The sequence below is a fragment of the Cupriavidus sp. AU9028 genome, from assembly GCF_019795295.1.
Taxonomy (GTDB): Bacteria; Pseudomonadota; Gammaproteobacteria; order Burkholderiales; family Burkholderiaceae; genus Cupriavidus.
On record NZ_JAIMCG010000008.1, the window covers coordinates 92,171 to 117,744 of the forward strand.

General features: G+C 62.2%; 19 protein-coding genes and 1 pseudogene. 11 read left to right on the forward strand and 9 right to left on the reverse strand.

Translation table 11 applies throughout. The features are described from left to right. Positions 1 to 6: 6 nt before the first annotated feature. From K6V06_RS10980 to K6V06_RS11000, 5 genes are all read left to right on the forward strand, one after another. Positions 7 to 972, forward strand: a complete 966-nt coding sequence (locus K6V06_RS10980) for a hypothetical protein (RefSeq protein WP_222243256.1) — start codon at positions 7 to 9, stop codon at positions 970 to 972. A 59-nt stretch (positions 973 to 1,031) separates the two neighbouring features. Beyond that, positions 1,032 to 2,174, forward strand: a complete 1,143-nt coding sequence (locus tag K6V06_RS10985) for a hypothetical protein (protein WP_255581758.1) — start codon at positions 1,032 to 1,034, stop codon at positions 2,172 to 2,174. A gap of 325 nt (positions 2,175 to 2,499) precedes the next feature. Further along, positions 2,500 to 3,240, forward strand: coding sequence for a hypothetical protein (locus K6V06_RS10990; RefSeq protein ID WP_222243266.1), 741 nt, complete (start codon positions 2,500 to 2,502; stop codon positions 3,238 to 3,240). Between the two features lie 53 nt (positions 3,241 to 3,293). Next, on the forward strand, positions 3,294 to 3,626 hold the full coding sequence (locus tag K6V06_RS10995) for a hypothetical protein (protein ID WP_222243268.1): 333 nt from the start codon (positions 3,294 to 3,296) through the stop codon (positions 3,624 to 3,626). A 178-nt stretch (positions 3,627 to 3,804) separates the two neighbouring features. Next, a complete protein-coding gene (locus K6V06_RS11000; protein ID WP_222243270.1) occupies positions 3,805 to 4,233 on the forward strand; it encodes a hypothetical protein in 429 nt (142 codons plus the stop codon). Positions 4,234 to 4,527: 294 nt separating this feature from the next. Here the strand turns inward: K6V06_RS11000 and K6V06_RS11005 are convergent, their stop codons facing one another. The 9 genes and pseudogenes from K6V06_RS11005 to K6V06_RS11040 form a co-directional block, all read right to left on the reverse strand. Continuing rightward, on the reverse strand, positions 4,528 to 5,538 hold the full coding sequence (locus tag K6V06_RS11005) for a T6SS immunity protein Tli4 family protein (RefSeq protein ID WP_255581759.1): 1,011 nt from the start codon (positions 5,536 to 5,538) through the stop codon (positions 4,528 to 4,530). Between the two features lie 8 nt (positions 5,539 to 5,546). After that, positions 5,547 to 7,160 (reverse strand): alpha/beta hydrolase, encoded by a 1,614-nt coding sequence (locus tag K6V06_RS11010; protein ID WP_255581760.1) that lies wholly within the window; start codon positions 7,158 to 7,160, stop codon positions 5,547 to 5,549. A 399-nt stretch (positions 7,161 to 7,559) separates the two neighbouring features. Next, positions 7,560 to 8,585: a T6SS immunity protein Tli4 family protein gene (locus K6V06_RS11015; RefSeq protein ID WP_222243274.1), complete on the reverse strand. Its 1,026-nt coding sequence runs from the start codon at positions 8,583 to 8,585 to the stop codon at positions 7,560 to 7,562. Positions 8,586 to 8,839: 254 nt separating this feature from the next. Beyond that, positions 8,840 to 9,472, reverse strand: a complete 633-nt coding sequence (locus tag K6V06_RS20695; protein ID WP_255581770.1) for a T6SS immunity protein Tli4 family protein — start codon at positions 9,470 to 9,472, stop codon at positions 8,840 to 8,842. A 90-nt stretch (positions 9,473 to 9,562) separates the two neighbouring features. After that, positions 9,563 to 9,862, reverse strand: a pseudogene (locus K6V06_RS20700) (hypothetical protein); the annotation flags it as partial. 68 nt (positions 9,863 to 9,930) lie between these two features. Further along, the gene (locus tag K6V06_RS11025; RefSeq protein ID WP_370637444.1) at positions 9,931 to 10,956 is read right to left on the reverse strand and encodes a T6SS immunity protein Tli4 family protein; all 1,026 of its coding nucleotides are present in this window, start codon (positions 10,954 to 10,956) and stop codon (positions 9,931 to 9,933) included. Further along, on the reverse strand, positions 10,940 to 12,565 hold the full coding sequence (locus K6V06_RS11030) for a triacylglycerol lipase (protein ID WP_222243278.1): 1,626 nt from the start codon (positions 12,563 to 12,565) through the stop codon (positions 10,940 to 10,942). The genes K6V06_RS11025 and K6V06_RS11030 overlap by 17 nt, the downstream gene beginning before the upstream one ends. 40 nt (positions 12,566 to 12,605) lie before the next feature. Next, the gene (locus K6V06_RS11035) at positions 12,606 to 15,590 is read right to left on the reverse strand and encodes a type VI secretion system Vgr family protein (protein WP_222243280.1); all 2,985 of its coding nucleotides are present in this window, start codon (positions 15,588 to 15,590) and stop codon (positions 12,606 to 12,608) included. Between the two features lie 104 nt (positions 15,591 to 15,694). Further along, on the reverse strand, positions 15,695 to 16,582 hold the full coding sequence (locus tag K6V06_RS11040; protein ID WP_222243282.1) for a hypothetical protein: 888 nt from the start codon (positions 16,580 to 16,582) through the stop codon (positions 15,695 to 15,697). 315 nt (positions 16,583 to 16,897) lie between these two features. Here K6V06_RS11040 and K6V06_RS11045 point away from each other — a divergent pair, with 315 nt between their 5' ends. The 6 genes from K6V06_RS11045 to K6V06_RS11070 all read left to right on the forward strand — a co-directional run bounded on the left by K6V06_RS11045 (position 16,898) and on the right by K6V06_RS11070 (position 25,555). Continuing rightward, positions 16,898 to 17,743, forward strand: coding sequence for a M15 family metallopeptidase (locus K6V06_RS11045; RefSeq protein ID WP_222243284.1), 846 nt, complete (start codon positions 16,898 to 16,900; stop codon positions 17,741 to 17,743). A 68-nt stretch (positions 17,744 to 17,811) separates the two neighbouring features. Next, positions 17,812 to 18,081, forward strand: coding sequence for a PAAR domain-containing protein (locus K6V06_RS11050; protein WP_222243286.1), 270 nt, complete (start codon positions 17,812 to 17,814; stop codon positions 18,079 to 18,081). A 37-nt stretch (positions 18,082 to 18,118) separates the two neighbouring features. Beyond that, the gene (locus K6V06_RS11055; protein WP_222243288.1) at positions 18,119 to 19,672 is read left to right on the forward strand and encodes a hypothetical protein; all 1,554 of its coding nucleotides are present in this window, start codon (positions 18,119 to 18,121) and stop codon (positions 19,670 to 19,672) included. Positions 19,673 to 19,797: 125 nt separating this feature from the next. Further along, a complete protein-coding gene (gene tssM / locus K6V06_RS11060; protein ID WP_222243290.1) occupies positions 19,798 to 23,703 on the forward strand; it encodes a type VI secretion system membrane subunit TssM in 3,906 nt (1,301 codons plus the stop codon). Next, the gene (gene tagF / locus K6V06_RS11065) at positions 23,700 to 24,716 is read left to right on the forward strand and encodes a type VI secretion system-associated protein TagF (protein ID WP_222243292.1); all 1,017 of its coding nucleotides are present in this window, start codon (positions 23,700 to 23,702) and stop codon (positions 24,714 to 24,716) included. Before tssM ends, tagF begins: the two co-directional genes overlap by 4 nt. Next, positions 24,713 to 25,555: an OmpA family protein gene (locus K6V06_RS11070; RefSeq protein ID WP_370637445.1), complete on the forward strand. Its 843-nt coding sequence runs from the start codon at positions 24,713 to 24,715 to the stop codon at positions 25,553 to 25,555. Before tagF ends, K6V06_RS11070 begins: the two co-directional genes overlap by 4 nt. Positions 25,556 to 25,574: the final 19 nt, after the last annotated feature.

Consider the following 25,574-nt stretch of genomic DNA (forward strand, 5'->3'; position numbering starts at 1 on the left):
GAGCATATGTGCGCTTCACTCCTTGCCCAAGAGATCTACCTTCTGGAGCGCTACAGCTCCATCGACTATTTCGGCGACTTGCGCGACGCCTGGAGCGCCATGATCGATCACGTGGAGGATTGCCTGTCCCGCTTCATGTCGCGGCTGCCGCCGGACTACCGCAGTCGCCCTGTGCCCAAGCAGCCCGATATTGTCTGGGGGCAGCGCGTCCTGCCGAATTTCCGCCAATCGCTGCAGACGCTCGACGACGCATTCATCCGATTGACCCATGGCGACGCCAGCGCCTTGCGCGCCGCAAGTGCCATCACCGGGGATGTCAGGGGACAGAACGACTTCTCCTCCGACTGGTTCGATGAAGTTGAGCCCGGCTCAGGGGCTCGATACGGCGAACTGCTCTCCCGGGCCAATCAAATGGCGGTCAACGTGGAAACCACGATCTCCATCGGCTGGCTAACCGGCGCGCTTTCACAACGCTACTCCAGTCGCAGACGGGGAGAATTGCACCGGCCACAGTCATGGCCTCGTTATACGTTGGATTCCACCGTGCAGGTGCGTACCGGACAGCCGGCTCCTGAGTCCGGCATCTATCTTCCCGACGTGCCGGACGCCGCCGCGCAGTTCCTCCTCGCCGGTCGCAAGGTCGCCCCGGCCATGACGGGTTTTGACGGCCAGCAGTATGTCAGGGAGGAGCCCGCCGTCTGGACTCGCGTGCGCCGGGTCCAGTCCGAAACCGTCAATGACGGCCTTGCCGATCTGCTCACCGCTGGCCCTGGAGCGGACTCGATGAAGGTCGCCGGCGGGCAACCGTGTCCGAGGGCAGGATGGTGGTTGACGCCGTCGCAAGCGCAGTCGCGCCGATATTTCCGCCAAGGTGAGGTTTTTCCGATCATAGAAGGAAGCGCCTACGGCTCGACTTTCTGGCAGTGGGATCGGGATCAGGATGAACCGAGTCTGCGGCAGGACAATCCGTAGGGTCCATTCTCATACCGGTAGAGCTTGTGCGGACTCCACTCGTTCCCCAGGAAGCGTACTTGCTGGAGCGCTACAGCTCCAGGGAGTATTTCGGCCGCATGCGTGACGCGTGGCAGGAAGTCGTTGAATACGTCGACGAACGTCTGTCACGGCTCATGGCCCGACTCCCATCGGAGGTTCGAAGCCGCCCTTTGCCAATGCAGGCCGATATCGTTTGGGGCCAGCGCGTACTACCCAATTTCCGCAACTCCGCACAGATCCTGGACGATGCATTCATCCGCTTGACGCATGGTGATTCGGGAGCCCTACGGTTCGCGAACGCAGTGACCAGTGCAGTTCGAGGGCAGTACGACTTTTCCCCGAATTGGCTTGATGAGCTGGAACCGGGGGGAGTGGCAAAGTACTGGACATTGTTGAGTTGCGCGGACCAACTCGCCGGCAACGTGACTACCACGGCGTCGAGCGGCTGGGTAAGCGGAATGCTCTCTCACAACTACTCGGCCCAATGGTCCGGTGAGCTTGATCCGCCTGCGGTGTGGCCGCGCTATGCGTTGGACGGAACCGTTCAGGTGCGCACGGGCGCCACCACTCCAGAATCGGGCGTTTATCTTCCCGACGTAGCCAATGCCTCTGCCCAGTTTCATATCGCTGGTAGCGCCGCGGCACCGGCGTTGATCGGCTCCGACGGAAAACAGTACATCAGCGAAGTGCCGACAGTCTGGACGCGCGTCCGCCGCATAGATGGACAACCAGTAGTCGACGGTCTCGCAAACTTGCTAATCACCGACTCCGAGATCGATTCAGTGCGGGTCCCCGGCGGGCAACCCTGCCCCAAGACCGGATGGTGGTTCACGCCGTCGCAAGCGCAGTCGCGCCGGTCTGGCGTCAAGGCCAAGTGTTTCCGGTCGTCGAAGGAAGCGCCTACGGCTCGACGTTTTGGCAATGGGATCGAAACCAGAATGAGCCTCGTCTGGAGTGAGCCGAGCCTACTAAGCACGTCGTGGACGAAGCATATGCACGCCCCTCTTTCCTCAGGCACCGTCAAGAATCTGGGCCGTGTAGCGAAAGTTCGGCAGCACGCGCTCGCCCCAAACGCATACAGCAGGCTTACGCTTGGAGATGCCGACGCCCTAAACTTCTCCAGTTCCGTCGCGGCCGATGTGAAAGGGCAGTACGACTTTTCCTTGGGTGAGAACCGGTGATGCCGTGCCGGTGGAAGGCAGTACCCGGCACCGCTCCCCCCTATGGACGCAAGTCCGGCGTGTCGAGGGTGGGACTGTCGCGAATGGCCTGGCGGCTGATTCATGAAGCGGCCCAAGCCGCGTCACCGGCGGACAGCCATGCCGAAAGGACGGATGGTGGTCCACGCCTTCCCAACCACAACCCGGCCACAATTCCAACAACGCAAAGCGGCTTCATTCGTGAAAATGCACAGAGCTTGATCCATGGGCCGGGGGATCGCCACCGAGCGGTTCAACCGTACGATGAGACAGATCTGCGCAGAGCATTTCAATTCAGACCGAGCTCATGAGCACATCTCTTCTTCCTCAGGAAATCTATCTGCTCGAGCGATATAGCTCGGTCGAGTATTTCGGAGAGATGCGAGACGCCTGGCGGGAAACACTTCACTTCGTGGAAGATTCCTTGTCCCGGTTCATGGCGCGGCTACCAGCGGATCTCCGACAGCGGCCACTGCCTATGCAGCCGGATGTCGTTTGGGGACAGCGCGTACTTCCTCACTTTCGGGACACAGCTGCGATCCTCGACGGCGCATTCATTCGCCTGACTCATGGCGACGCCGACGCATTGCGGAGTGCTAACGCCGTCGTTAGCGATGTGAGAGGTCAGCGCGACTTCTCATCAGACTGGCTGGATGAAGTCGCCCCCGGCGGCTCAGCCCGTTATGGAGAACTGCTTCACCGAGCGGATCGCCTGGCATCAAACATTTTCAGAACTGCCGCTATCGGCTGGGTGACCGGAGCGCTTTCGCATCGCTATTCGCCTCGGAGCCGAGGGGAGCTGGACCGACCGGCAGTTTGGCCACGCTATGAACTTGACGGATCGGTTCAGGTGCGCACTGGGGAGCTTGTCCCGGAATCCGGCATCTACCTGCCCGACGTCGCGGAAGCAGCATCACAATTTCTCATTGGTGGCTTCGCCGCCCTTCCAGCGATGACTGGATTCGACGGACAGCAGTACACGGCCAAGGTACCAGCGGTATGGACTCGCGTACGTCGAATGCAGCAGCAGAAGCCGGCCTTCCTGTAAGGCAACGCGGCCATGCCGAATCGCGTAAGACCAAAACAATGAGTCCCCCCCTCGTGCCCCAGGAAGTCTATTTGCTAGAGCGGTACAGTTCCGTCGAGTATTTCGCCGATATGAGGGACGCCTGGCAGGATTTCATCGATTTCCTGGAAATCCGCTTGACGCAGTTCACGGCGCGACTGCCCGCCAACATCCGAAGCCGGCCGCTTCCCCTCCAAGCCGATATTGTGTGGGGCCAGCGAGTACTCCCGAATTTCCGCTACACGGCACAACTTCTCAACGATGCTTTCGTCCGCCTGACGCATGGCGACGCAAACGCCTTACGGCATGCGAGTGCCGTGACAGGCGATGTAAAAGGGCAATACGACTTTTCCCTTGATTGGACTTGATGACGTAGCGCCAGGCGGAGTGGCGACGTATTGGGAACTGCTTGATCGGGCGGAGTTGCTCGCTGCGAATGTAGGTACGACTGGGTCAGGAGGCTGGCTGACCGGCTTACTGTCCTACAACTACTCAAGCCGCGCTCGCGGACAGCTGAGCCCACCGGCTGCATGGCCAAGATACACCTTGGACGAATCTGTGCAGGTGGGTACGGGCGACAGCGTCCCAGAGTCGGGCATCTATCTGCCCGAAGTGTCAGACGCGGCCGCCCAGTTCCTGATTGGCGGCCATCGCGCCTGCCCCGCCAAGACTGGTTTTAACGGTCAGCAGTACATGAGCAAAGTCCCAACCATCTGGAAACGCGTGAGGCGCATCGAGGGAGAGACTGTCGCCGACGGCCTTGCGGACCTGCTGATGACTGGATCAAAAGTGGTCCCGATCCGGGCACAGGGTGGTCTGCCTTGTCCGAAGGAGGGATGGTGGTTCACGCCGTCGCAAGCGCACTCGCGCCGATACTTCTGCGAAGGTGAGGTTTTTCCGACCATCGAAGGAAGCGCCTACGGCTCGACTTTCTGGCAGTGGGATCGGGATCAGGACGAGCCCCGTCTACGGTGACACAGCCCCCAGGAAGGCCCCATTCTGGTCGAGCATATGTGCGCTTCACTCCTTGCTCCGAAAGCTGCCGCAGTAGTTGTCGTGCTGGTGAATCAAATAGTGGGTCGTTCAGCCTTCAACGTTCCCCGGTTGCCCCTCTCGAATGGGGAGCAAGCAGTCACCGATCTGCATGGGCATCATTGCGCTGAGGAGCATCACACCCCAGCGCCTGCATTTGGTACTCATATTCGCTACTACCGGACAAGAAGAAGAAGGCTCGGGTTTCGGTACCTCGGCTGGCCGGAGCGACCGGTCCTACACCGCCCCTGGACGCAACCGCACTGATTCAATGATGTTGTCCCACAACTGCAGAGCCTCTTCATCGGACTTGAAGGCCGGCTGGTAGGGAGTCTTCTCACTTACCACCGACTGCTCCAGCACCTGAAGCCTGACGGCGATATTCTGGTCTGCAAGAGATCTATCCTTCCCCTGCGACTCCCATGCGAAGGCATATACCCGTTGTCCCTTGTCGGAGGCGGCAGTTGCAAACTCCTGCGCCTCGATAGACCCCACGTTGCGTTCACCCTTGCGGAGGACCGTTAGCCCTGGCATCAATCCGCGCGTAGCAGATAGGAAGAATCCACCTACTCGATCCAGAAGTCGGTCCTCTTCCGCCCCGGTGCGAGCATCGATGCTGATTATCGCGTTTGGATGCTCCGGGATCTTTATCCCAACAGTGAAGGACTCAGGCTGGAACTCCTTACCAGCGATCATCCCGCCTTCGATACAAAACCCAGGCTCCTTCGGAATTACGTTCCGGTCGAGTGCCTTTATGTTGGCGGCGAGCGCATTGGCGTTGTTTTTTGCAACATCAAGCCTGTCGATCGTAACGTCGCCGCTAGTGTGAAAAACGCGCCATGGTGACGTGGCGACGAAATAGGATTCCCTCCGCAACACTTCCGTGCTGTGTGGTCCCCTCCACGAAAGCAATGAAGTAGACCCTGCATCACTATGTTGCCAACGATCAAAGAACATCGCGCCCCGCCCCCCATCGCGCTTCTGCGCCTCAAGCTCGGATTGACGCGTCGCTATTTTGGCCTTCAAAGTCTCAGGCGTCTCTCCTGCGAGATGCTCAACTTTGCTACCTCGCCATTTATATGCCGCACCGATCTTTACCCCGGGAGGAAGGTCTACGAGGTATCTGCCAAAACAGTGTGTATTCCAGCCATCAACGTTAGCCATGTTTTTCCGCAAAGTAGGAGAGGAGCATCCGATAGTGTGCATCACTATCATCGAGGCAACGAGGACTTTTCCAAGACGTTTCATGTCGATCACTATTCGGCTATTGCGATACGAATGATACTAAATAGAGTGGCCCATCGTGCTCGGGGATCATTAAAGCTCGACTGGTGATCGTACCCTGCAGATGACACGCCATGCTTGAAGCTGGCGCGAACGCCACTAGATGCGGCAGCACCTCCCGAGACGGCGGGGACCGTCCCATCGCCCTCCCCTTCAGCTGGTGTCAGGAGAACCTTTTGGAGATCATTCTGCCTTGGATCTGATTCCGATGATCGGTATGCACCGTTCTCGTCATCCCACAACAAGCCCGGCGTGAGAAACTTATCGATATTCCCCCGCCACACGATGTCCTGCCAACTGTGCATCCCCCGATCGGCACCGTAGTGTATGTATGTCTGTGGGTGGTATCTCCCCCCGATTTCTTTGTGGAATCTCTCGACCAAAGAGAGATTGTCGTGGAAGGTCTTGCGCGCCGAATCCTCAATTATTTCCGCATCGTCGGAGAGGTTTAGATACCGCTCATTCGCCTTCGGTACCATGCCGAACCAGGAGGGGTTTTTATATATTTCTTCATAAGGGTTTCCATCCCGAGGGTAAGCATGCGGTCGGCCCTCATGATCACACGCCACGGAGCCGTCTGAATTCTGGAGGAATAGCCACGGCTTCCCATCACGATGGTCCGAACTGGGACACAACTCTAGAGCCCCGAGGGAGTTCGCTACAACCGCCGTCACCTCTGCCGCATTCGACCCCAGGATTAGTTGCTCTACCCCTTCGTAGCCGGCCCGCATGTGGTGGTAAATCGCAGGCGCACCAGTTGCAGGTTGAACGCCGTGGATCACTCCCAATATTCGGTCATAGCCCTCAAGCTCGACCAGCGCCCGAGCTACCAACCCGCCCATGGAGTGGGTGACCAAAATTACCTTCTCTGCAACGAGGCCTTGCCGCCGGTAGTGTTCAAGGACAGTGTCGTCAATGTAGCGCCTTACATCCTTGGCGGAGTCTCGGTTCGATTGCAACCAGTTGTACCCAGCACACCAGACATCATAGTCATGGGCAGCAGCGGCGCGCATATCATCGTGAGCCAGCGGCGGCAACTCGCTTTCTGCTCCATAGCTTGTTGGCTGCGCCATCGCTTCGTCCCTCCACCACGGGCCAATTTCCCCATCAGACATGAGCGCCGCCAAGCGAGATTGCATCAATGCCATGATCGGGTTGTACGAGTCGCGCAAGACTGAACCCCAACCTCGCGTTCTGGCCGTCTCCCTCGATATACCGGCCCCTTTGACATTGATTGGCCCGCCGTGATCAACAGTGAGATCGCTTGCTCTCAGCAATTCTTGCCGCTGTCTTGGCCCTCTGAACCCCCAAGTAGCAAGCGCCGCGACGATTCCCAAGATATCCGCCAGATTCAGGCCTTTGTTGGGCGGGCGCCAAACAGGGACGTCTGTCTTCTTGTGCTTCAAATTGCTCCCCATAATCCCCGGTATGAAGACAATGGGAATCACGGAACCAGACTTCACATGAAGCACCTTCGTTCGGCCATCCGCAACCGGCGTCAGTCGGCTTTCATAGAAGAGGTTGCCGTCGTCATCGCGTCTTTTTGCCAATGCGACTTCGCCGGTTGAATCGTTCGGTACGTTCATTGGAGAAACCATTCGAATGAATATCGAGCGCTACGTAGCCTCAGTCACCCAGAACACGCAACCGAATCCGCTCTCCAGTAACCCCCCTTTGCCTGGGAAGCCGCCCCGCCTCGTCCGTGCGAAGCAACAGCTTGGTCCCATCCTCGCGCAGCAATTCCACGCGCCGGTGGCAACGGGCATATCGGTCACCGCATCGCGGACGACGTACTCGTCGTCGTAAGCTGACTGCGGCCAGGAGTTCATCTCGCGGGCAGCGCTCGTCGGGCCCTCGAACTTTCTCTGGGCGCTCTTGTAGGTAATGGGCGTACCGCGCGGACAGGAAAACGGCAAAAGGATCAGGTTTCGGCACCTAACGGTATACGCCTCGGGTTTCGGTACTTGGTTGGCCGGGGACCGGTCCTACACCGCCCCTGGACGCAACCGCACTGATTCAATGATGTTGTCCCACAACTGCAGAGCCTCTTCATCGGACTTGAATGCCGGCTGGTAGGGAGTCTTCTCACTTACGACCGACTGCTCCAGCACTTGGAGCCTGACCACGATGTTTTGATGCGCTAGAGAATTGTCCTTCCCCTGTGATTCCCATGCGAACGCATACACTCGCTGCCCCTTGGCTGAGGCGGCGGTGGCAAACTCCTGGGCCTCGATAGGGCCGACATTACGTTGCCTCTTGCGAAGGACATTCAGGCCGGGCAACAGCCCCCTCGTGAGAGAAAGCAGAAATCCGCCCGTTCGGTCGAGCAGCTTATTCTGTTCCGCACCGGTACTTGCGTTTATGAATATCTGGACGTTCGGATGCCCGGGCAACTCAATCCCGATACGGAACGACTCGTCCTGATAGTCCTTGCCGGCGATCATCCCTCCTTCGATACAGAAGCCCGGCTCTGTCGGAATGACATTATTGTCCCGCGAAATGATATTCGCCGCGATCTCATCCGAATTTTGCCGGGCAACCGCCGTTCTATCTGCCGTCAACTCGCCAGTGCTAGCGAAGACACGCCAAGGGGATGCGGCAACATAATACGACTCTCTGCGCAGCAACGTAGTACTATCTGAATTTCTCCATGAGATTATAGAAGTGGACCCTTTATCCCCATGCACCATTCTGTCGAAAAACAGACTTCCGAGTGCAGCATCACGTGGTTGCGCCTTAAGTTCGGACACCCTTTTTTCAATTCTTGCCTGGAGGGTTCTTGGCGTCTCTCCTGGAAGGTATCTAACATCATAGTTCCACACCTTATACACGCCCTTGATTTTCGCATCAGGAGGAAGGTCCACCAAATACCGCCCTAGGCAATGAGTAGTCCAACCATTTACTTTATTCATCTTCTTCTCCGCAACAGTGGTGGAGCATCCTAACGTTGGAAGAATCAACACTGACGCGAGGAGCACCGCTATTATGTACCAGCTATTGCGGTTCATCATTCGTCCTCATAACGATGCGCACGATACTGAAGAGGGTTGCCCATTGCGCGCGAGGGTCGTTGAAGCTAGATTGATGGTCGTATCCGCAGCCGCTGAAGTGCTTAGTCTTCCGAATCATGGTTGAGTTAACCAAGGAAATGCAGACAACGCTATAAAGGATTGCCTATCGCGCACGAGGATCGTTGGAACTGCTCCGATGATCGTAACCTTGGCCCGAAGCACCATGACGGAAACTTGCGCGCACCGGGGCGGTCCTACACCGCACCTGGACGCAGCCGCACTGATTCAATGATGTTGTCCCACAACTGCAGAGCTTCCTCGTCGGATTTGAATGCCGGTTGGTAGGGAGTCTCCTCACTTACCACGGACTGCTCCAGCACTTGGAGCCTGACCGCGATATTTTGGTCTGCAAGAGATTTATCCTTTCCCTGCGATTCCCATGCAAAGGCATATACCCGCTGTCCCTTGTCGGACGCGGCAGTTGCAAACTCTTGCGCCTCGATAGACCCCACGTTGCGTTCACCCTTGCGGAGGACTGTTAGCCCTGGCATCAATCCACGCGTAGCCGATAGGAAGAATCCACCTACTCGATCCAGAAGTCGGTCCTCTTCTGCTCCGGTGCGAGCATCGATGCTGATTATCGCGTTTGGATGCTCCGGAAATTTGATTCCAACAGTGAATGACTCAGGCTGATACTCCTTTCCCGCGATCATGCCGCCTTCGAGGCAGAACCCCGGTTCTGTTGGAACAGCATTGCGGTCACGCGACTTAAACCTGCCCGCAAGAGCATCCGTGCTCATTCTTGCGAAATCGATCCTGTCCACCGTCACGCCGCCGGCACTGCGAAAGACGCGCCATGGCGATGTGGCGACGAAATAGGATTCCATGAACAACAGCTCTGTACTGTGAGTTCCGTCCCACGAGAGCAGAGAAGTCGACCCTGCAGAACCATGGTCCCAACGATCAAAGAACATCGCCCCGCGCCCAGCAGCCCGTTTTTGCTTCTCAAGCTCTCCTTGCCGCTTCCTAAGCTTCTCTCTCAGAGTCTCGGGCGTCTCCCCGTGCAGATACTCGACTTTATGACCCCGCACCTTGTACGCGGCCCCTATCGTCACGCCAGGGGGAAGGTCAACCAAGTATCGCCCGAAGCAATGGGACGTCCAGCCTTCAACGTTCCCCGCTTGCCGCTCTCGAATGGGGAGCGAGCAACCACCGATCTGCGTGAGCATCATTGCGCTGAGGAGCATCGCACCCCTGCGCCTGCGTTTGGTACTCATATTCGCTACACCATGAAAACGGTAAAAGCCTCGTGTTTCGGTACCTTGGTTGGCCAGGGGGACCGGTCTTACACCGCCCCCGGACGCAACCGCACTGATTCAATGATGTTGTCCCACAACTGCAGAGCCTCCTCGTCGGACTTGAATGCCGGCTGGTAGGGAGTCTTCTCGCTTACCACCGACTGCTCCAGCACTTGGAGCCTGACCGCGATGTTTTGGTCCGCTAGAGAGTCGTCCTTCCCTTGTGATTCCCATGCAAACGCATACGCCCTCTGCCCTTCGGCTGAAGCAGCCGTGTCAAATTCTTGCGCCTCGATGGGGCCGACATTACGTTGCCGATTGCGAAGGACATTCAGGCCGGGCAGCAGCCCCCTTGTAAGGGAGAGTAGAAATCCGCCCGTTCGGTCGAGCAGTTTATTCTTCTCTGCACCGGTACTCGCGTTTATGAATATCTGGGCGTTGGGATGCTCGGGCAACTCAATCCCGATACGAAAAGACTCGTCCTGATAGTCGTTACCCGCGATCATCCCTCCTTCGATACAGAAGCCCGGCTTCGTAGGAATGGCATTATTGTCGCGGGAAGCTATATTCGCCGCAATCTTGTCCGAAATATCCTTGGCGACCTCAGTTCTACTTATCGTCAACTCCCCGTCGCCGGCGAAGACACGCCACGGCGATGCGGAGACATAGTAAGACTCTGTCCGGAGCAACTTGGTACTATAAGGGTTCCTCCAAGATATTATAGAGATCGACCCTTTATCTCCATGTGCCCTGCGCTCGAAAAGCATGGTTCCAGGGCCAGCCTTGCGCCGTTGCGCAGCTAGCTCAGAAATCCTCTTCTCGATTCTCGCCCGGAGGGTGCTGGGTGTCTCTCCCGCGAGGTGACTAACATTAAGGCCGTCGACCTTGTACACCCCCTTGATTCTTGCGCTAGGAGGAAGGTCAACTAAATACCGGCCGATGCAATGAGTAGTCCAACCATTTACCTTATTCATCTTTCTCTCTGCAGCGGGCGTGGAGCATCCCAACATGGAAACAATTAACACCGGCGCGAGGAACATCGTTCCTAAGCAGCAACTATTGCAATTCATCATTCTCCCCCATTACGATACGCACAATACTGAAGAGGGTCGCCCATTGTGCACGGGGGTCGTTGAAGCTTGATTGATGGTCGTATCCGTTGCCCGAACCTCCGTGCCGGAAGCTGCCCCGAATGCCGTGGGAAACGGTGACTCCCCCCGAAACTGCTGGGACAGTACCGTCGCCGACTCCAGCAACCGACCTGAGAGCGACCTCTTCCTGGCGAATATTTCTAGGGTATTCGTCCAATGCACGGTAGGTGCCGTTTTCGTTGTCCCAATAAAACCCGTCTGTGGTGAATTTATCCAGGTCCCCTTGCCAGACAACATGCTGCCAGCTATGCATAGCGCTGTCAGCGCCGTAGTGGATGTACGTCTCAGGATGATATTTCTCCGCGATTTCCTCGTGGAAGAACATAACTTCATCCAGATAACCGTCGAGTGATTCTCTGACCAGTCCAAGGCTCGTCTTTTGCGTAGACAGATCTAGATACCGCTCATTCGCCTTCGGCACCAGCCCATACCACGAGTCGCTTTTATAAATCTCGCCATAGGGGTCCCCATCCCTAGGGTATGCGTGCAACCTGCCCGACTCGTCCCGCGCCACTGATCCGTCCGGGTTCTGCAGGAACAACCACGGCGCCCCACCGCCATGATCTGAGCTCGGGCACAATTCCAACGCCCCTGGAGAGTTAGCTACCACTGCTGTCACCTCTGCAGCGTTCGACCCCAGAATGAGTTGCTCCACTCCTTCATACCCCGCCCGCATATGATGGTAGATCGCCGGCGATCCGGTCGCTGGCTGGACTCCATGCACGACCCCCAATACTCGGTCGTACCCCTCAAGCTCGATCAAGGCACGTGCAACCAGCCCACCCATGGAATGAGTGACCAGCATGACCTTCTCTGCCTCCAAACCGCGCTGCCTGTAATGCTCGAGGACAGTCTCTTCAATGAAGCGCTTGACGTCCTTAGCTGAAACTCGATTCGACTGCAGCCAGTTGTAACCGGCACACCAGACGTCATAGTCATGCCGAGCGACTGCCCGAATGTCCTCTTCCGTCAAGGCCGGTAGCTCCCACTCCGAGCCAAAACGCGCAGGGTCGGCCATCCCCTCGTCTCTCCACCACGGTCCCGGCACGCCCTCCGCGATCAAGTGGTCCAGCCGATTCTCCATCAAGGCCATGACGGGGTTATACGAATCGCGCAAGACCGTGCCCCATCCTCTAGCTTTCGCGACGTCCTTGGTAAGTCCACAGTCCCCTAGTGCGATCGGCCCTCTGTCATCGACGGTGAGGTCGTTCGCTCTCAGTATTCTCTGACGCTCCATCGGCCCTCTAAACCCCCACGTAGCGAGAGCTGCCACGACACCGAGGATGTCGGCGAGGTTGAGCCCCTTGTTCGGCGGCCGCCAGACAGGGTCTCCTGTGCCATTGTGCTTCAAGTTGGTCCCCATAATCCCCGGTATGAATACGATAGGAATGACGGAACCCGTCTTCACACGAAGCACCTTCGTTCGGTCATCCGTCACCGGCGTCAGCCGACTTTCATAGATGGGATCGCCGTCGTCGTCGCGCCTTCTGGCCAATGCGACTTCGGCGGTTGAATCGTTCGGTACGTTCATTGGAGAAACTATTCGAATGAATATCGAGCGCTACGTAGCCTCAGTCACCCAGAACACGCAACCGAATCCGCTCCCCAGTAACCCCCCTTTGCCTGGGAAGCCGCCCCGCCTCGTCCGTGCGAAGCAGCAGCTTGGTACCATCCTCGCGCAGCAATTCCACGCGCCGGTTGGCGACCGGCATATCGGTCACCGCATCGCGGACGACGTACTCGTCGTCGTAAGCTGACTGCGGCCAGGAGTTCATCTCGCGGGCAGCGCTCGTCGGCCCCTCGAACTTTCTCTGGGCGCTCTTGTAGGTAATGGGACCCGCGCATTCGACGGTGATATTGCCGCCCTCGATCGTGATCGCCGCGCCCCCTGCCGTGGCGACACGGACGCTCCTGGCCGCTGCGAAGTCGACCTGCATATTGGCGGAGACCACCTTCAGATCGTCCTTCGCCCGCAGGCGCAGCTCTCCTTGCTGCGCCTGAAGGTCGATGTCCTTGGCCCCGGCGACGATTCGCAGACCGATGTCGCCCTCGCCCGGTTTCTCCAGTGCCGCCGCGATGCCGATGGCTTCGCCGCTGTGCAGGCGCGCGCTCTGCTCGACTGCGAGGTTGGTGTCCTGCCCGGATACGAGGCTCAGCGCCTTGCCGTTGGCCAGCTGTATTGACTGCCCCGCCACCGCTGCGATTCCGCCGCGTCCGATCATCTGGACAATCGAGGCGCCGGAATGCGGCACCTTGCCTTCAGTGGCGGAATTGCCCGCTGCGGCGTCCTCTGCGGCGGCGTCGTAGTCGCTTCCGTCAACCATCACGGAGGCTGCACTCAGCAGCATTGCTAGCGGCCCCTTATCGTCATCGCCATTGCGCAGCGCCATGGTTTGATGGTTGCGTGCGCCTTCACCCAGCTTTCCGGTCAGATCCTTGGCTTGGCGGATCAAAGCAATGCCTGCGGCGTTGTCGCCGGTAGGTAGCGGGCGCTGGCTTTGCGCGTCGCGGTAAGTGGTGATCAGCACGCCGGATTCGCCGCGGATTGCTGCGTATCGGTCGGTGCGCAGCTCGATTCCTTCGCCCCGAAAGCTGCCGCGGTAGTTGTCCTGCTGATGGATCAGATGTCCCGCGTTCAGCTGCGTGTGCTCGAGCGTGGTGCCGAGCTGGATGCGCAGCTGATCGTCGCTGTCATCGAATACCAGCTGGTTGAAGCCGTCGCCACCGTGCTCGCGGCTCTTGAAGCCGCTCATCGCGGCGGCATTGCGGTGTCCATCCGCGTCCGCGCTCATGCCGTGCCACGCGGGGGCATGTCCACCAGCCAGATTGGCCTGGGCACTGGCAGCGGTGTCGCCGCCATGCTGGAAGACCTCCGCGTCGACATCCTGGGCGGACTTGCCACCGGGCGTCGGCGCGATACCGCCTTCGCCCTGCCCGTTGTACAGGGCACCAATGACGACGGGCTGATCGATGTCGTCGTCCTCGAACTTCACCAGCACTTCCTGGCCGATACGTGGCAACCATTGCCAGCCCATGCCGGCTCCGGCCTGCCGCTGGGCGACGCGGACCCAGCGGGAGCTGCGGTCATCGGCCCGGTCGCCCTTCTGCCATGGAAACCGGATGCGGATTTCGCCGTGGGGGCTGACGTGATGCTCGGCGTCGCCGCGCGGAGCGGTCTCGCCCTCGGGTCCGACCACGGTCGCCGTTTGCACGCCGATCGCGGTGGCAGCGGCGAACAACCGGGCGCCGCTGGCATCGACAACGCGAGGCCGCCAAGGCCGGCGCGCATCGCAGGCGCGGAAGGCATTGGCGTAGCCAAACTTGCGGGCAGCTTCGAGCAGTGCGCCGGTCGGTCGGTCCCGCTGCGATTCCTCTGTGCCGGCGAGGAAGCCGAAGGTCATCGGACCATTTTCCGGCGCGCTTGGGGGTGTGTCGAAGGCTAGCGCCGCCTCCAGCGCGCCGACTCGCACGTCGACTGCCGCCCGCGCTTCCGCTGCAAGGTTGTTGATGCCGCAATGCTCGACGATGTCGAGCAGTAGCGGGAAGGCGTCGTTCCCGTCGTCCTGAGCGGGCAGGTGCGGACAATCGTTGATAGCGATGCGCGTTCCACTGGCGAAGGTGCGCACCGTTCCCTGGCCGTGAAACAGCAGGGAGCGCGCTTCGATGCCCTCCATCAATTGCTCGGCGAGGCGCTGTGCCCCGCTTGCATCGACCACTGCCGACTGGCTCAATGACAGATAGGCGTCGGGGCATTGGGCACCGCCGCCAAGCTTTGCCGGTGCATGGCCCCGCAGACTCCGCTTGGCGTTGCCATCCCACGCGACTACCGCGACGCCAGGCACCGTGACGCGGGTGTGGCAGTGAATCTGCTGCACTGCATCGGCATCTTGCTGGCTGTGGGCCCGATGGAACTTCACCTGCGCGGTCTTTCCTTCGGGCAGCTGCGGACTATCCGCGAAGATGGCCATCGCGTGACCGGACGGCGCTCCCTCGTCGTCGACGAAGGCGAACCCAAGGCCGGCCTCCGCCAGCAGGCGGGACAGGAAGGCGTAGTCCGTTTCCCGGAACTGGGCGACATGGATCCTGCTGCCGAGCGCTTCAATGCGCTGCTGCGCCGCGGCGGTATAGCGCCAGACTGCATGCGGCCTGTACGGTAACAGGATCTGTTCGACGATGTCGCCGACGGTGCGCTGCTGGAACACCTGGCTGTGCCGCTGTTGTGTGGCAAGCCAAAGCCACGGCACTACTGTGAGCCGATATCGCGCGAGGCTACCGTCCGCACCGAGCTTTTCCGCCTGGCGCACCAGCCCGGTCCGGCGAAAGCGCGTGCCGTCGGCAAGCGTCGTCCACAGCGTCACGACGGTGCCGAGCAAGGCCTTGAGCGGCAGCTGCGCATTGGCGCTGAGCGCGACGATACGCCACTCGCCCAGTTCCGACACGGCTTCCCGTCCGATCCAGGCCTCGAGCGCCAGTTCGCGAAGGGCGCCCTCGCCTTCCAGCTCGAACAGCCGGCGTTCCGGGGAGAACAGGTTCTGTATCAGCGAGGAAAGATCCATGGCCTTCGATAGTCTGGGAGGCTGCGAATACGGCAACACCCGATCGCGTTGTGCTCGAGATCGGAAATCGGTCCAGCGGCGCGTCGCAGGGCTGCGCGCCGGAACTACTGCGAGCGTCGTGCGCCAGTCTTGCGCGTGCTGGTTGCCTGCGCCGCCTTCTCTTCCGGCGTGGGGGCAAGCAAGGCCGCAAGCAGTTCCGCATCGCGATCCTTGCTCGTGGTCCGGGCGGTCGGGCGATTGCTTGACCGCGCAGCCAGGCGTTTGTGTTCCCCCTTTGCCTTCCCGACCTTCGTCACTTGCTCAGACTTGCCGGAACCCGGCTTCCCGGTGGCGTTGGTGGCCTTTGCGGTCGTCGTGACCTTGGTGGAGGCCGTCGAATTTTGCCGCGCTGACGTGGCCGGCGTTGTTGCAGAGAATTCCTTTTCTTTTAATTCTCGTTTCAATGCAATTTCATTCCCGGCCTGTACGCCAGTGTTCCGATCGGTGGTGCCCGCCATCGCGGTGGCAACAGCGGCGGCTGCCGTGCCTGCGCCCGCGGCAGTCAGAGTCGCTGCGGACAGGTCCTCCTGCGCGCCGGGATGCTTGCCAAGATGGTCAAGCGCATCGTCGTCTGCGTTCCGCGTCGGTGCCACGTCGACGATCGTCGCCGGTCCTGGATCACTGCTGGCAGACGTGCCGAGGGTGACGTCCTCCCGCGCAGGCGCAGCTACCGTCGCCGTGTCCAGCCCGCCGCCTGGCAGGGGCGCCTGCACGGAAAATGGGTCGTCGGGTCCATTGCCAAGCCACAAAACAGCGACGCCAACTGCGACCAGTGCAAGAACCAGCGACGCATGGAGCGTACGGCGGCCCGCCTGCCTCGCACCCTTGCTGGCGCTACGGGGGCGCCCTTCCAGGCTTGCAAGGATCCGCGTGTCATCGCCGGGCCCTGCCGGTTCGCCCGTTCCAAACAGCGACGGCGGCGCATTGCGATTGTTATCGTCGCTGCGATTCATCTTTGGCTCTCAATTGCAATAGAATGCGCGTCGAGCGGCCCTTGCATCGAATCAATGGCATTGCGTTAGGCAATTCCAAACATAAGTCGATGACAGAAACGTGTCCGACGGAATCGGTTTCATCTGGCCCCAGGCACCGCCGAAGCGCGCAAATTTTAAGGCGCGATACGAAAAAAAGGCAAATTCGTTAAGCCGATATCTGATAAAGGATTTGTCCAATTCGGGCAACCAAAACAGAGGCGCATTTATGTCACAAACTGTAACAGCGCCATGCGTTGCGCCCATGCCGCCTTCCCTCTGGATTGATCCGGCCCGATGATCGCCGTCACGCTGCTTTGCTATTTCGCGGTGGCGGTCGCGGTCGCCGCAATGCTGCTGCTGCCCGACGTCCGCCTGCGCGTGCTGCGCTTCGCCCGCAGCGGATGGCAGCGCCTGAGCAGCAATGCTGGGCTTGCGGGGCGCCGCTCTGCGGGCACGCTTCGCGTTACCGCAATTCAGGCAGCCGATTCGGCTGACGCATTGCGGGAATTCATCGCCCGCCGCAAGATTTTTCTGATATGCGCGACGGGAGTGGTAGTGACGCCGCCGATCATCGCCTTTGCCTTGCGACCGAAACTGGTGTTCGAGTACGATGACGCGCTGCGCGATCCGGACCAGAAGATTTCGGCTTTGCTCAATGGCGAACGGCTGATTCCGCCCGCACCGCTTCCGCCCGAAGTCTTTACCACGCGGGAAGTGGAGCGGCTGCGCCCGGCCATACGTGAAGCGAGCCGGAATTGGGAATTGCTGGATGACGATTTTCGTCAACGGCTGTTGCTGGTGTTCAAGCTGATGCGCGACCAGCATGGCTATGAAATGGTGCTGCTGGAAGGCTATCGCAGCCCGGAGCGCCAGGCGAGGCTGGCGGCGATGGGAGCGCACGTGACGCAGGCGGGCGCGTATCACAGCTATCACCAGTTCGGCCTCGCCGCGGACAGTGCGTTCTTTCGCGAGGGCAAGCTGGTGATCAGCGAAAAGGACCCCTGGGCGATGCGCGGTTACGAGCTCTACGGTCAGATCGCCGAGTCGGCCGGGCTCACCTGGGGCGGACGCTGGAAGATGATGGACCTTGGGCACGTCGAGTTGCGCAGACCGGGCGTGCTGGGCAAGAAGCCGCGCTAGAGCAGGCATGCTTGGCATGTCACGCAGCAAACGCCTGGCGCGATCGCCAGACTGTCGAGACAACAACAATGACACGGCCATTTATTGTTTTGGGTGACAAGACCGACCATGGCGGCGTGGTGATCAGCGCCTCGGGCACTTCTACTGCCCACGGCAAGGGCATTGCCTGCGTCGGCGACCGTGTCACCTGCCCCAAGAGCGGTCATGGCCGGGAGACGACTATCGTTACCGGTGATCCGACCGTGCTGATCGACGGCCGTGCCGCCGCCCGTCACGGCGACAAGACGGCCTGCGGCGCCGTCCTGCTGTCCAGCCAGGGCGTGACCGGCAGCGAGTGATGCGCGCCCTCGCCACACGCTCGCTTCCCAAGACATCATGCTCGCCCGCCTGCTCCGCTCCGGCCTGATCCTGACGGTTGTCTTCGCCCTGGTATGGGCGGCGACAATCCTGTGGTGGCAATCGATCCATCGCATGCCGACGACCGCGGATATCGTCACGCACCTGTTCCTGCTGCCGACCGGCATGATTGCCGGCTATCTGGTGCTGCGACGCGCGCTGGAGGGCATTCGCAGCAATGTCGCTGCTGGCGCGCGCACGCCGGGCGCGGGCGGCGCCGCTGCGCAAGCCCCCGGTATGGAGGGCGAAGAGCCCGCGGCGGCCGCCGATCCGACACTGAAGTGGCGCGCCGCGGTCCTTGGGGCCGCAATGCATACCGCGTTGGGGAGCGACGCGGTCGCGACCGCAGCCGCCGCGCTCGAACAAAAGCGCCCCGATCTCGTCGACCTGCTGAACGACGGGGCGCCCCTCTTCGCTGCCGTGGCGCAAGGCCTGGATGTGGAAGGCACCCGCGAGGCACTGGAGCGTACGCAAGCGGGCGCGCGCTGGAGTGACGAAGCGGTGCGCACGGTCGCCCTGGCGACCAGTGCAGCGGAGCGCATGCTGATCGAAACGCTGCAGCGCTACCCGCTCCTGTCGCCGGACCACCCGCAGAGCGGCACGGCCACTCCAGCGACAAGCGAACCGCTGCGCCTCGTGCTGACGTTGCTGGTGCCCGCACACTGGATGGCGGAAGCGGCCGCTGCCGCGGCACAGGTGCTGCGCGCGCGGCTGACGGAACTCTGGCCGGCCGAGCACCTGTCGCTGGAGCCGCTGCTGGCCCGCTCCGCCGCTGATGCGCTGGTCCACGTGGACCGCGCCATCGTCGCGTTGCACCGCGATCCCTCGCCGGCATTGCGCGGGATCATCGCCGCGGATTCGACGATCGGCACGCAGGCAATCCAGCGGCTGCGCGCCGCCAACCGGCTGTTCGGCGCCGGCAACGAACAGGGCGTGACGCCGGGAGAAGGCGCCGCCGCCCTGCTGCTGGGCCTCCCGCAAGCGCTGCCCGGCCGCGCACTGGCCGCTACCGCCCCGCCTGCGCTGATCTCGCGCGCGACGCTCTCGCAGCTGGACGCGCCTACTCCCTCGAAAGGACAGCCGAACACCGGCGCACTGGACCAGGCCTTGCGGGCCACGCTGGCCCTGCTCTCTTCCGAGCATGCAGGCGCGCAGGCAGGCGAGCAAGGGGGCGAGCAAGCGAGCGAGCAAGCAGCCGACCCGAAGGCGCCGGGCGAAACCGATGCAACAGGCAAGGGCACGGACCCCGCGCCGCTAGCCGCCACCGCGGACCTCTGCCCTCATCCCGTGCGGACCGTGGAGCTGGCGCGGGTCATCGCGGAGCGTCTGGAGTCCTTTGATCTTTCCAGCGACCTGCTGCCCCTCGGCGCGCCGTGCGGCGATACCGGCAGCGCGGGCGCCCTGCTGGCGGTCGTGCTCGCGCACCAGCAATGCGGCGAGCGTGGTGGACCGGTGCTGGCGCTGACGGTCGCCGACCCACGGCAGCGCGGCGCCATTGCGCTATTGCCGCCGCCCCAGCCCTCGGTGTCGTGAGCGAGGGCATGCCAGCCGCGCAAACCTTCGCCGTCCCAACGCTTGAGCGTTCGCTGCGCGACCCTCGGGTCTCGCAATCCCCGGAATCCCGCTTCGCACCGCATTCGCATTCGTAGCAGACCAACATGCAACGCTTCCTCAGCTTCCTGACCAATTCCCGCACGCTGTCCGCGATAGGCGTCGTGGCCCTGACGCTCTTCCTGCTGCTGGCGGCCGATACCTTCGAGGTGGCGCTGAAGTGGGTGGGCGTGGTGTTGGGCGCGGTCCTGATCGCCTGGCTGATCGCATTCGCATGGCGGCACTATCGTGCCCGCAGCGCCAGCGGCAAGCTGGGGCAACTGCTGGAGCAGCAGGCCAACGAGGCCGCCGAACAGGCGCCGGCCGAGAAGCGCGGCGAGGTAGAGGCCCTGCGCACCCGTCTGCTGGACGCGGTCAAGACCATCAAGACGTCGCGGCTTGGCCAGCTATCCGGCAATGAAGCGCTGTACGAGTTGCCCTGGTACATCGTGATCGGCAACCCCGCTGCGGGCAAGAGCACGGCGGTACTGAATTCCGGCCTGCAGTTCCCCTTCGCGGACAAGAACAACGCGATCATTCACGGTATCGGCGGCACGCGCAATTGCGACTGGTTCTTCACGACCGAAGGTATCCTGCTCGATACCGCGGGCCGCTATTCGGTCCACGAGGAGGACCGCAAGGAATGGCTCGGCTTTCTCGATCTGCTCAAGCGCCACCGGTCGCGCGCGCCGATCAATGGCATCGTGGTGACGGTCAGCATCCCGGAGCTGACGCAGAGCCGGCCCGAGTTCGCCATCCAGCTGGCCAAGAATCTGCGCCAGCGGGTGCAGGAGCTGACCGAACGGCTGGAAGTGTTCGCGCCTGTCTACGTGATGTTCACCAAGGCGGACCTGATCACGGGATTCACCGAATTCTTCGGCGACAGCGACAAGCACGAGCGCGACCGGGTCTGGGGTGCGACGCTGCCGTTCGAGCCCGGCGAGAAGCACGATGCCGCGACGCTGTTCGACGAGCGCTTCGATGAGCTCTACGATGGCCTGAAGGAAATCAGCGTCGCCCAGATCGCGCAGCAGCGCAATGGCAAGCTCTCGCCCGGACTGCTCAGCTTCCCGCTGGAATTCGCCTCGATCAAGCCGGTGCTGCGCGCGTTCCTGGTAACGCTGTTCGATGAAAACCCATTTCAGTACAAGCCGGTCTTCCGCGGCTTCTACTTCACCAGCGCGGTGCAGGAAGCGAGCACGACCAGCGCCGCCGCCGAACGCATCGCGCGTCGCTTCGGCCTGAAGCTGGACGCCGCCGCCCATAGCCGCGAGGTGTTCTCCAAGAACGGGTTCTTCCTGCGCGACCTGTTCTCCAAGGTGGTGTTCGCCGATCGCAGGACCGTGCGGCAGTTCTCCAGCCCGGTGAAGACTCGCATGCGCCTTGTCACCTTCTTCGGGCTGGTGCTGACACTGGGCTTGCTGCTGGGCGGCTGGACCTGGTCGTACATCGGCAATCGGCAACTGACCGCCAACGTGCAGGCGGACCTGGACAAGATCGTCAAGCTGCAGGAAAACCGCATCGACCTGCAATCGCGGCTCGAGGCGCTGGACATCCTGCAGGACCGCATCGAGCAGCTTGAGCGCTTCCGCGCCGACCACCCGCTTGCGCTGTCGCTGGGGCTGTACCAGGGCGACACGCTGCAGCACAAGCTGCTGGACGAGTACTACAACGGCCTGCGCCAGGTCATGCTCAAGCCGGTCGGCGAATCGCTCGAGCGATTCCTGGCGGAAGTCAACACGCAGCCGGACCGGCTGGCGCAGGGCAGCGTGCTCCAGGCGTCCGCACCGGGCAATGCCGCCACCCAGTCCTCCAATCGCGATGCCTCCGCGCCCGCGCTCGCCGCCGCCGCGGTGGACGTGACCGCCGCCCTCAACGCCGAAACGAAAACCGCGCGCCGCTATGCGGACGCCTCCCCCACCAATGTCGAGGATGCGTACAACGCGCTGAAGACCTATCTGATGCTGGCGGACAAGCGGCATGTCGAGGTCGCGCACCTGACCGACCAGGTCACGCGTTTCTGGCGTGGCTGGCTGGAAGAGAACCGGGGCAACATGCCACGCGAGCAACTGATTCGCGCTGCGGAGCGCAACATCTCCTTCTTCCTTGGCCGCGTCAACGACGACAACTGGCCGCTGCTGGAGAGCAATCTGTCGCTGATCGACCAGACGCGCGAGAACCTGCGCCAGGTCGTGCGCGGCATGCCGGCGCGCGAGCGTGCCTATGCGGAAATCAAGGCGCGGGCCGCCACCCGCTTCGCGCCGATGACGGTGGCGCGCATCGTCGGCGATGCCGGCGCGCAGGTGGTGGCGGGCAGCTACGCGGTGCCGGGCACTTTCACCCGGGAAGCGTGGCAGCAGTACGTACAGCCCGCCATCCGCGAGGCCGCCAACAAGGAGCTGCAAAGCAAGGACTGGGTGCTGAACGTTGCCGCCCGTGACGACCTGACGCTCGAGGGCAGCCCCGAGCAGATCCAGAAGACGCTGGTGTCGATGTACAAGAACGAGTACGCCCGCGAGTGGCAGCGGTTCATGCAGGGCGTGGCGGTGCAGGAATTCCGCAGCTTCGATCAGGCTGTCACGACGATGAACCTGCTGGGCGACCCGGTCAACTCGCCGATCCGCAAGCTGATCGATACCGCCTACGAGCAGACGTCCTGGGACAACCCGTCGATCGTCAACGCCGGCCTGAAGAAGGCCAGGACCGGGGTGATCGAGTGGTTCAAGCGCTGGATCTCGCGCGGCACGCCGTCGGGGATGAGTGTCAACGTGGACAGCAACAGCCTCGCCTCGACCGAGGCCGGCAATCTTCCGATGGGGCCGGTCGGCAAGGAGTTTTCCGGGCTCGCGCGGATCGCGGTGATGCGCGAGAACGACTCGCTGCTGCGCGGCTACATGGAGGCGCTGTCCAGGGTCCGCACCCGCTTCAATACCATCCGCAACCAGGGCGACCCTGGCCCTGGCGCACGGCAGCTGATGCAGCAGACGCTGGAAGGCACCGGTTCCGAGCTGGCCGAGGCGCTGAAGTACGTCGACGAGCAGATGCTGACGGGCATGACGGACAGCCAGCGCCAGACCCTGCGACCGCTGCTGGTGCGGCCGCTGCTGCAGTCCTATGCGGTAACGATCCGGCCGGCAAGCGCGGAGATCAACAAGGTGTGGAACGCGCAGGTCTACCAGCCGTTCATGCAGACGCTGGCGGCGAAGTACCCGTTCGCGCCTGACGCGAGGATCGAAGCCAGCGCCGCCGAGATCGCGCAGGTGTTCGGTCCGGAAGGCGCGATCGCCCGCTTTGCCGGCACTACCATCGGACCGCTATCGGTGCGCCGGGGCGACATGATCGCGCCGCGTACCTGGGGCGATCTTGGCCTGACCTTTGCGCCCGAGTTCACGACCAACTTCACACGCTGGATCGCGCCGTTGACCGGCGGCTCCGCGACCGGTGCCGCGGCTGCGGCGCCGCAGACGGTGTTCCAGATCCTGCCCTCGCCGGCGGCCGGCACCACGGAGTACACCATCGAGATCGACGGGCAACAGCTGCGGTACCGCAATACGCCGCCGCAATGGGCGAACTTCGTCTGGCCCAACCCGCAGGGTACGCCGGGCGCGCGTATCACGGCGACCACCTTCGATGGGCGCACGGTCGAGGTGCTCAGCGAGCCGGGCCGCTTCGGTCTGGAAAGGCTGATCGCGACCGCAACACGCAAGCGCCGGCCCGATGGCGCCTTCGAGCTGTCGTGGACGCAAGGCGGCACCACGGTTGCAGTGGCGCTACGCATCGTCAGCAGCCCGCAGACGAGCGCAAACTCGGACGCGCCGCAAGGCCAGGGCCTGCGCGGCCTGAAGCTGCCGCAGACCGTTGCCGACGCCACGGTCCCCGCCGCCGCGCCGGCGCAGCCGCCCTCCGCAGCCTCCCCGGCTTCCGCCCCGCTGGCGCACGCCGCCGACGCTGTCCGCTCGGGAGATGCGCGATGAACCAGGCCACCCAGTTGCAGCTCGCCTATTTCGGCAAACTCCCGTCCCGTGGCGACTTCGTCAAGAGCCCGAACCAGACCCGCCTGCTCGACACGCTCGATCGCTGGCTGTCGCAGGCCATGGAGCTGCTGGCCGAGGACGCGGGCTGGAAGACGCTCTACGATGCGTGGCAGCCGGTGCAGTTCGCCTTCCTCGGTTCGCAGAGCCGGCTGGCGATCGCCGGCGCGATAATGGCCAGCAGCGACCAGTCGTCGCGCCGCTTTCCCTTCCTGGCCGCCGCTGCGCTGGAGATCGACCAGCCGCTGCCGTTCATCGCCCGCAGCCCGATGGCGCTGACGCGGCTTTGGACGCGCGCCAGCCAGCAGATGCGCCAGTTGGTGGACGCGGCCGATCCCACCGAGGATCTGCGCAGCCTGGCGCAAACCCAGTTCGCCGTGGAGATTGGCGCCGGCGCGCAGGCCTACGACGCGAGCTTTCGCGATTTCACCGAATTCCAGACCGTGGCGGGACTGGAGCAGTTGCTGCGCGCGGACGGAAGGTCGCTATCGCTGCGCCGCCTGCTGCTGGCGCTGGGCATCCTGCTCGAGCCGGTGATGACGGCCGGCACCGCGCGCCTGGACAAAGGCCTGACGCTGCCGCTGCCGGCCGATCCGCTGTACCGGAGCCTGGTCGCCAGCTTCTGGCTCGAACTGGTCTCTGGTTTCCTGAAACGGGGGGACTTCGAGCTCGCGCTGTTCCTTGGCAAATTCGGCGGCACCGCCGCCCCTGGTGGGCATGCGCCCCGCGACCGGCTGGTAATCGGCTTCAACGGCGCGTCGTCGCGGACCTTGCACGGCGTGATGTCGCCGCTCGCCTATGGCGATGTCAATATCGACATCGACGATGCGCAGTGGGTCGATCAGCACGCGACGTCGCGCTACGGCGTCGCCAAGCTCGCCAGCTATCTGGAACAGCCGCAACTGTCGCTGCGCGCGGCGCTCGACACGTTCCGCGAAGTCTTCCTCGGAGAATGAACATGTCCTCGGAACTCATGGCAGGCGCTGCCGCGATCCTCGCCGTGTCCCTCGGTCTGCTGACGGCCACCGGCGCACTCGCGCAGACCGGCCCGGCCCCGGCCACGCCGGCTGCGCAGCCAGCCATTGCGCCCAGCAGCACCAGCGGACGCGTGGTGGCTGGCGGCGCCGTACCGGACGAAGCCACCAAGGCGGAGGTGCTGGCGCGCCTGCGCGAGCTGTACGGCGCGGCGAACGTGGTGGATCAGATCGAAGTCGGGGGCGTGGTGTCGCCGCCGAACTGGAGCGCCAACGTGCGCAAGGTGCTGTCCCCGCAAATCAAGCAGGTTCGCCGGGGCCAGCTGAGTGTCAACGGGACGCAGATCGCCGTTTACGGCGATGTCGCCGACGAGGGACAACGCCAGCAGATCGTCACGGAGATGTCCGCGGGGCTCGGGCAGACGTATACCGTCAAGAACGGTCTGCGCGTCCCTGCCACGAACGGGCAGGATCTGCTGGACAAGACGCTGGCCAACCGCATCATCGAATTCGAGACCGGCAGTGCGACGCTCACGCCGAAGGGCCGGCTGATTCTCGACGAGATGGCCGGCGTGCTGCCCAGGTTGACCGGTCGCAAGATCGAGATCGTCGGACACACCGACAATTCGGGCAATCGCGCGCTGAACCTGACGCTGTCCCAATCGCGTGCCGAAACGGTCAAGAGCTATCTGGCCGGCAAGGGGGTCGACCCGGCGTCGCTGTCCGCCGTGGGCGTGGGGCCGGACCAGCCGATCGCGCCGAACGACAAGGAAGAGAATCGCGCGCGCAACCGCCGCATCGAGTTCAGGGCAAGCCAGTAACGGAGCTGGCGAGGCGGGG